The organism is Deltaproteobacteria bacterium (genome assembly GCA_026388545.1).
GTDB lineage: Bacteria > Desulfobacterota > Syntrophia > Syntrophales > UBA2185 > JAPLJS01.
In genome coordinates this window covers 1-7,897 of sequence record JAPLJS010000085.1, presented here as the reverse complement: position 1 = coordinate 7,897, position 7,897 = coordinate 1, and the positions used below count along the sequence as shown (strand labels likewise).

The following is a 7,897-nucleotide window of genomic DNA, read 5'->3' as shown; positions in this document are numbered from 1 at the left end:
AGAACACCATGCAGTTCTGGAACCGTGCCATTTTCTGGAGAAACAGGGGTTTGAGGTGACCTACATCCCTGTTGATGAATTCGGCGTTATTGATCCGGCAGACGTGAAGAAGGCAATTACAGGAAAGACAATCCTGATTTCTATCATGCACGCCAATAACGAGATAGGGACAATAGAGCCGATTGCTGAGATCGGTAAAATTGCAAGAGCGAAAGGCATATATTTTCATACCGACGCTGTACAGACGCTCGGTCACCTCCCGATAGATGTTAATGAAATGAATGTGGACATCCTCAGTGCCTCCGGGCATAAGCTCAACGGCCCAAAGGGCGTGGGAATCCTCTACGTAAAAAAAGGGATACGGATGCTCCCCTTCATGCATGGCGGTGATCAGGAACAGCAGCGCCGGGCATCCACACACAATGTGCCGGGAATCGTCGGTTTTGGAAAGGCCGTGGAATTGGCAAAGGCGGAGATGGGGAAAGAAACTAAGCAACTGACCTTCCTGCGAGACAAGTTGATCAAGGGTATTATTAGCACAATTGGATTTACCCGCTTAAACGGTCATCCGACACAGAGGCTCCCGAATAACGTCAATGTTTCCATTTCATATGTGGAGGGTGAATCCATGCTCTTAAATCTGGATATGGAAGGGATCGCCTGTTCAACGGGCTCTGCCTGCACCTCATCATCTCTGGAACCGTCCCATGTCCTGGCAGCCATCGGACTTCCTCATGAGCTTGCCCATGGGTCATTAAGATTCACCCTGGGGAGGCCGACTTCGGAAGACGACATCGTTTATGTCCTTGCGGTCCTGCCCGCTATCGTCGGAAAATTGCGTTCAATGTCTCCTCTCTACAAAAAGGAGGTTAAATAATGCAGTACAGTGAAAAGGTTATGGAGCATTTCAGGAATCCGAGAAATGTCGGTGAAATTGAAAACCCCGATGGGGTGGGAAAGGTAGGAAACCCCGTATGCGGTGATATTATGGAACTCACTATCAAGGTTGATGGCGGCATTATCACTGATGCAAAGTTCAAGACCTTCGGCTGCGGTGCTGCGATTGCCACGAGTTCCATGGTTACGGAACTGGTGAAGAACAAGACAATTGAAGACGCCTTGAAGATATCCAACCGGGCCGTTGCGGAAGCGTTAGGGGGACTCCCGCCCATCAAGATGCACTGTTCTGTTCTGGCGGAAGAGGCGTTAAAAAGGGCCCTCGATGATTATCGGATGCGGTCAACAAAATCCGCAACCGGCAAGGCTGCATAGAGGAACGCATAACTCCCCTGATAATTTCCCCCTTTTTGAAAGGGGGATACAGGGGGATTTTTCAGGCGATTATCAAATCCCCCCAGCCCCCTTTGCTAAAGGGGGAAAATATGGAGAGAATTTTCGTAGTAAAGGAAACATATGGGCAAAAAAGTTTTAGTAGCCATGAGCGGCGGCGTCGATTCATCAGTCGCAGCCATGTTGCTGAAAAATGAAGGGTATGATGTTTCCGGTGTGACCATGTGCTTTGGCATAACGGGAGGAGGAGATCGCGTAAGATGCTGCGGCGCTACCGCAGTCGATGATGCGAAAAGGGTCTGTAACCGGCTCAAAATTCCTCACTATGCTTTTGATTATGCGGGAGAGCTGGAGGAGAAAGTTATCGCTAAATTCGTCAGTGAGTATAAAAAAGGAAGGACACCGAATCCCTGTGTGGATTGCAATCGCTACCTGAAATTCGGGAGTCTTCTGGAAAAGGCGAAGGTGCTCGGTTTTGATTTCCTGGCGACGGGACATTATGCGGCCATTGAACGAAATGAAGCGGGTTATTGTCTGAAACGGCCGAAGGACAGAAAGAAAGATCAGACATATTTTCTCTATGCCATTCCCTACGAGGGTTTGGGGATCATACTGTTTCCCCTCGCCTCTCTGACCAAGGATGAAGTAAGGGAAATAGCGAAAAAAGCTTTCTTGCCTGTTGCGGAAAAACAGGAGAGCCAGGATATATGTTTTGTAACACAGAAAAACTATCAGGAGTTTCTCTTAGAGAGGGTAGGGGGATTGAAGCCGGGACCGATTGTGGATATGCAGGGGAACATTCTGGGCACGCATAGGGGAATTATATTTCACACTATCGGCCAGCGGGGAGGTCTGGGTATCAGTCATAAAACACCGTTGTACGTTGTGTCTATTGATCCCGATGAAAACCGTATTGTCGTCGGTGAAAAGAAAGACTTAAAGGCAAAGGGGCTTCTCGCCGGAGATATGAACATGCTTGCTGAATCCTGGCCCCGGCAGGTGTATGCAAAGATCAGATACCGGAAAAAAGAGGCGCCCTGCGATGTAACAGCCGAGAACGACAGGCTCAGAGTAATATTTGTCGAAGAACAGGAAGCAATTACCCCCGGTCAATCCGTGGTTTTTTATGAGAATGACCGTGTTCTGGGGGGAGGGGTTATCGAAGAGGTTTTACATGGAACTTGTTGAAAAGATCAACCGTTTAAGAAAAGAAAGAAATGCCGTCATTCTGGCGCACAACTACCAGATTCCCGAAGTCCAGGATATTGCGGACTACGTGGGGGATTCTCTGGGGCTGAGCATTCAGGCGTCAAAGACCACTGCGGATGTCATTGTATTCTGCGGCGTCTATTTCATGGCGGAGACGGCAAAGATACTTTCGCCGGAAAAGATTGTTCTCATCCCGGACAGGAAGGCGGGCTGTCCTATGGCGGATATGATTACCGCCGAAGAGCTCCGGAAATTAAAGGCAGAGCATCCAAAGGCGAAGGTGCTGTGTTATGTAAATACAACGGCTGACGTGAAAGCCGAGTGTGATGTCTGCTGCACTTCAGGGAATGCCGAGCGGATCGTCCGGGATGCTTTTCAGAAGGATGACGAGATCATTTTTGCTCCCGATCAGTATCTTGCCCATTATATATCAACCCAGGTAGGACGTGATTTTATTTCCTGGAAAGGGTATTGCCCCACGCATGTGAAGATACTGCCTGAAGATATTGCGATGAAAAGGGCGCTCTATAAGGATGCAGAAGTCATTGTGCATCCGGAATGTCCGGCCAGTGTTACCTCTCTGGCCGATAAGGTTTTCTCCACGGAAGGGATGTGCCGTTATGTCAGTGCATCGGAAGCAAAGGAATTTATCATAGGGACGGAAGTCGGCATTCTCCATCGGCTGAAGAAGGAGAACCCCGGGAAATTTTTTTATCCCGTATCGGAGCGGGCGACATGTCCAAACATGAAACTGACGACCCTGGAGAAGGTTTTGTGGTCTCTTGAGGAGATGCAGTATGAGGTGACCGTACCGCCGGAGATTACAGAAAAGGCGAAAAGAAGCTTGCAGATAATGCTTGATCATTAAGAAAACATTATGCGTCCCCCTTTGCAAAAGGGGGATACAGGGGGATTTTTCAAGCAATTATCAAATCCCCCCAGCCCCCCCTTTGCTAAAGGGGGGAACATACAGAGGGTATTTTCGTAATAAATAAAAAGCGGGACAGGAATTGATCCCTGGTCCGGTGAATTCCTGCCCCGCATTGGGAAAGCGAGCAATCTACAGCCCTTCTTGTGAACAAGGGATGTTTGCCCCGCTTTCTGTTTTAAGATTATCCTGTTGTAATCTTCTTGTCAAGACCAACAGGATCACGAAAGGAGTTACATAGTATGAGTAAAATCGATGCAAAATTAAAAATTGAAACCCTGGTCCTGCATGGAGGTCAGGAAGCGGATCCGACAACGGGAGCGCGGGCGGTTCCCATTTATCAGACAACCTCCTACCAGTTCAAAGACACCGAACACGCGGCCAATCTCTTTGGCCTGAGGGAGTTCGGCAATATATATGTGCGGCTGATGAACCCGACTACGGATGTTTTTGAGAAGCGGGTAGCCCTTCTGGACGGCGGCGTTGGGGGGCTGGCGGTGGCCAGTGGCCAGTCGGCCATCACCCTGGCGCTTCTCAATATCGCTCGCGCCGGAGATGAGATCGTTTCGGCGGACAACCTGTATGGGGGAACCTACAACCTGTTTCATTACACCTTTCCCCGTCTCGGGCTCACGGTCAATTTCGTCAAATCGAACGACCTCGATGCTTTTCAGAGAGCGATTACACCGAAAACAAAGGCGATTTACGCGGAGTCTATCGGGAATCCCAAACTCGACGTAGCCGACCTCGAAGGCATTGCCGGTATTGCACATAAAAATGGAATTCCCTTTGTTCTGGATAACACAGTTTCACCCTACCTGCTTCGACCCATTGATTTCGGGGTGGATATCGTTGTGTATTCGGCAACCAAATTCATAGGCGGACACGGAACATCGCTGGGTGGCGTAATCGTTGACTCGGGAAAATTTGACTGGACGGGCGGGAAGTTTCCCCTTATTGACGGGCCTGAACCGAGCTATCATGGGATCAACTTTGTGGAAGCCCTGAAACCCATGGGGAATATTGCGTACATTATCAAGGCCCGTGTGGCTCTCCTGCGTGACCTGGGGCCGGCACTCTCGCCGTTTAATTCCTTCCTCTTTCTCCAGGGCCTGGAAACCCTCCATTTGAGAATGCCGCGTCATTCCGAGAATGCCCTGGCCATGGCTGAGTATCTGGAAAAACACCCAAAAGTCACCTGGGTCAACTACCCCGGACTCAAGTCCTCTCCGGAACGGGAAAGGGCAAAAAAATACCTGCCGAAAGGAGCGGGGGCGATTCTCGGATTCGGAATCAAGGGTGGGGCAGAAGCGGGAAAGAAATTCATCGACTCTCTGGAGCTGATATCCCACCTGGCTAATGTAGGAGATGCAAAAACCCTGGCGATCCACCCGGCAACGACAACACACCAGCAGCTCTCAGCAGAGGAACAGTTAGCTACAGGTGTGACACCCGATTTCATTCGCTTGTCTGTAGGACTGGAACATATTGATGACATCATCGCTGATATCGAACAAGCCCTGGAGAAGGCATAATAGCAAGGAGGAAATAGCTATGGGTAACATATATTCAGATATTACCAAGACAATAGGCAAGACGCCCCTGGTGCGTCTCAACAGAATGGGGAAGGGATTAAATGCAGAGATTTTAGTAAAACTCGAATCCTTCAATCCTCTTTCCAGTGTGAAAGACAGGATCGGCGTCGCCATGATTGAGGCGGCGGAGGCAGCGGGGCTTCTGAAGAAGGATACGGTAATTATCGAACCGACAAGCGGTAACACGGGGATTGCCCTTGCCTTTGTCTGCGCCGCGAAAGGATATCGGCTTATCCTCACCATGCCCGATACGATGAGCCTGGAGCGGCGGCATCTGCTCTCCATTCTGGGGTCAGAACTGGTGCTCACGGAAGGGGCCAAGGGTATGAGGGGGGCTGTTGATAAGGCGGAGGAACTGGCAAAGGACTATAAAAACAGCTTCATACCCCAGCAGTTTAAAAATCCTGCTAATCCGGAGATTCACCGCCGGACAACAGCGGAGGAGATCTGGCAGGATACGGATGGCAAAGTTGATTATGTTATTTCAGGTATCGGCACCGGTGGGACGATTACCGGTATAGGTGAGGGCTTGAAAAAGAAAAAGCCGTCTATCAGAATGGTTGCTGTGGAACCTGCGGATTCACCGGTTCTGTCCGGCGGGAAAGCCGGTCCCCACAAGATTCAGGGGATTGGCGCCGGATTTGTCCCGGATGTGTTGAACAGGGATGTAATCGACGAAATAATCCAGGTGTCCCATGAAAATGCGGGAGAGATGGCCAGACGTATTGCGAAAGAGGAAGGCATCCTCGTGGGAATATCCAGCGGCGCCGCTCTCTGGGCCGCCCTTGAAGTGGCAAAACAGAAAGAGGCCGAGGGTAAAATGATCGTGGCCATTCTGCCGGATAGCGGGGAACGGTATCTTTCGACCTGGCTGTTTCAGAAGTAACCTCCGCATATCCCCCCTTTACGAAAGGGGGAGTTGGAAGAGTGTAAAGGATCATTAAGAATACTTGGCATGTGATTTTAAAATGAGTGAAATAATAAAAGAAACAATAAAGAGCAGTTCCATCGGTGTTGTAGAAACGCAATATTACACCTATGCTGAACAGGGCAAGGAACATAAACTGGAAAGCGGTGAGACGCTGGGACCGATTACCCTTGCGTATGAGACATACGGAATGTTGAATGCGGATAAATCGAACGCGATCCTGGCGCTGCATGCCCTTTCCGGGGATGCACACGCGGCAGGCGTTCACAGGGGCCAGGATAATACGGGCTGGTGGGACGATATGATCGGGCCTGGCAAGGCCTTCGATACCGACCGGTATTTCGTCATCTGTTCAAATGTCATCGGGGGCTGCAAGGGTTCCACGGGACCATCTTCAATAAACCCGGCGACGGGGAAACCCTACGCGTTGGATTTCCCCTTTATCACCATCGCCGATATGGTTCATGCACAGCGGCACCTCATCGATTTCTTAGGTATCGACAGACTGTTGTGCGTTGCAGGCGGCTCCATGGGGGGTATGCAGGTCCTCCAGTGGGTTGCCTCTTACCCGGAGCGGGTGCGGTCTGCCATCCCTATTGCCACGGCGCTGAAGCACTCTCCCCAGCAGATTGCCTTCAACGAAGTTATCCGGCTGTCTATCATGGCTGATCCTGCCTGGCGCGAGGGAAACTATTACGAGTATGGCCAGCCGGAGAAGGGGCTGGCAGTGGCCCGCATGATCGGGCACATCACCTTCATGAGTGATCAGTCCATGGAAGAGAAATTTTCCCGGCGGTTGAAGAGCGGCAGGTTCAGTTTCGGATTTGACCCTGATTTTGAAGTGGAGGGTTATCTGCACTACCGGGGGGCGAACTTTGTGAAACGCTTCGATGCCAATTCCTATCTCCATATTACAAAAGCGATAGATTACTTTGATCTGTCGGGGGGAAGACTCATTCCACACGGAAAGGAAATCAACACGCGCTTCCTGATCATTTCCTTTAAGTCGGACTGGCTCTATCCGTCCTACCAGTCGCAGGAGATAGTTCGTCTGTTGAAAAGGAGACACGTGGATGCAACATACTGCGAATTGAACTCCACTTACGGCCATGATGCCTTTTTAGTAGAGGTTGAAGAGCAGACAACCCTGATCAAACATTTTTTGGACAAGACCTTCAACGGGTACATGGTGGTGAGCAGTTATGTCATCTGAAGATATTCGTCTGGATCACCGTATCATATATTCGATCATTGAGCATAACTCCCGGGTTCTTGACCTGGGATGCGGCGAAGGCGATCTCCTGTATCCCCTCGTCCGGGATAAACAGGTCCGGGCCCAGGGTATAGAACTGAATGCTAAGGCCATTCAGGAGTGTGTCAAGAAGGGCTTAAGTGTTTTTCACGATGACATTGAGCACAGCTTGCGGGAATATCCGGATCATTCCTTCGATTACGTGATTCTGAACCAGAGCATGCAGGAAGTAAGAAAAGTGGATTGTGTCATCCAGGAGGCCCTGCGCATCGGCAGCAAGGTCATTGTCGGATTTCCCAACTTCGCCTATATCAAATCGAGGATCATGCTGTTTTTTCAGGGCAGGTCACCTATTACGGAATCATTGCCGTATCTATGGTTTGATACGCCCAACGTGCGTTTTTTAAGCATTACGGATTTCAGAGCTTTTTGTGCGGAGAAAAACATCCTGATAGAGGAAGCCCATTATCTTGGAGAAAAAGAAATTGTACGTTTCTGGCCGAATCTATTGGCCTTGAATGCTATCTTTGTTTTAATGAAAGGGAAGAATTAAGTAGTTCGTCCTGAAAAATGCAGGCTGAAACCCGCGTAAACATTGATACTGCTCTTTGAAAACTGAAGAAAGTTGTAGGATTTGGTTGTTTTTATCTGTGATTTATGCTATAAGCTACTGATATGAAAGTACAAATACCAGA

At 49.7% G+C, this 7,897-nt stretch carries 8 protein-coding genes; all 8 read left to right on the top strand.

What is annotated here, in order from left to right; all coding sequences use genetic code 11:
• Positions 1 to 877, top strand: an 877-nt coding sequence (locus NTW12_10450; protein MCX5846754.1) for an aminotransferase class V-fold PLP-dependent enzyme, incomplete at its 5' end; no start/stop codon positions are given.
• Positions 877 to 1,272, top strand: a complete 396-nt coding sequence (gene nifU, locus NTW12_10445) for a Fe-S cluster assembly scaffold protein NifU (GenBank protein MCX5846753.1) — start codon at positions 877 to 879, stop codon at positions 1,270 to 1,272. The genes NTW12_10450 and nifU, both read left to right, overlap by 1 nt.
• Positions 1,273 to 1,413: 141 nt before the next feature.
• Positions 1,414 to 2,478, top strand: a complete 1,065-nt coding sequence (gene mnmA, locus NTW12_10440; GenBank protein MCX5846752.1) for a tRNA 2-thiouridine(34) synthase MnmA — start codon at positions 1,414 to 1,416, stop codon at positions 2,476 to 2,478.
• On the top strand, positions 2,465 to 3,367 hold the full coding sequence (nadA, locus tag NTW12_10435) for a quinolinate synthase NadA (GenBank protein MCX5846751.1): 903 nt from the start codon (positions 2,465 to 2,467) through the stop codon (positions 3,365 to 3,367). Before mnmA ends, nadA begins: the two co-directional genes overlap by 14 nt.
• Positions 3,368 to 3,669: 302 nt before the next feature.
• Positions 3,670 to 4,962 carry an O-acetylhomoserine aminocarboxypropyltransferase/cysteine synthase gene (locus tag NTW12_10430; protein ID MCX5846750.1) on the top strand — a complete coding sequence of 431 codons (1,293 nt, stop codon included), beginning with the start codon at positions 3,670 to 3,672 and terminating at the stop codon, positions 4,960 to 4,962.
• A gap of 19 nt (positions 4,963 to 4,981) precedes the next feature.
• Positions 4,982 to 5,908 carry a cysteine synthase A gene (cysK, locus tag NTW12_10425; protein MCX5846749.1) on the top strand — a complete coding sequence of 309 codons (927 nt, stop codon included), beginning with the start codon at positions 4,982 to 4,984 and terminating at the stop codon, positions 5,906 to 5,908.
• Between the two features lie 82 nt (positions 5,909 to 5,990).
• Entirely contained in the window at positions 5,991 to 7,163 is a 1,173-nt protein-coding gene (locus tag NTW12_10420; protein MCX5846748.1) for a homoserine O-acetyltransferase, read from the top strand.
• Positions 7,153 to 7,755 carry a methionine biosynthesis protein MetW gene (gene metW / locus NTW12_10415; protein ID MCX5846747.1) on the top strand — a complete coding sequence of 201 codons (603 nt, stop codon included), beginning with the start codon at positions 7,153 to 7,155 and terminating at the stop codon, positions 7,753 to 7,755. The genes NTW12_10420 and metW overlap by 11 nt, the downstream gene beginning before the upstream one ends.
• Positions 7,756 to 7,897 lie beyond the last annotated feature (142 nt).

Coding starts and splice junctions, on each gene's coding strand:
- nifU (MCX5846753.1), top strand. CDS start 877: ATGCAGTACAGTGAAAAGGTTATGGAGCATTTCAGGAATCCGAGAAAT.
- mnmA (MCX5846752.1), top strand. CDS start 1,414: ATGGGCAAAAAAGTTTTAGTAGCCATGAGCGGCGGCGTCGATTCATCA.
- nadA (MCX5846751.1), top strand. CDS start 2,465: ATGGAACTTGTTGAAAAGATCAACCGTTTAAGAAAAGAAAGAAATGCC.
- NTW12_10430 (MCX5846750.1), top strand. CDS start 3,670: ATGAGTAAAATCGATGCAAAATTAAAAATTGAAACCCTGGTCCTGCAT.
- cysK (MCX5846749.1), top strand. CDS start 4,982: ATGGGTAACATATATTCAGATATTACCAAGACAATAGGCAAGACGCCC.
- NTW12_10420 (MCX5846748.1), top strand. CDS start 5,991: ATGAGTGAAATAATAAAAGAAACAATAAAGAGCAGTTCCATCGGTGTT.
- metW (MCX5846747.1), top strand. CDS start 7,153: ATGTCATCTGAAGATATTCGTCTGGATCACCGTATCATATATTCGATC.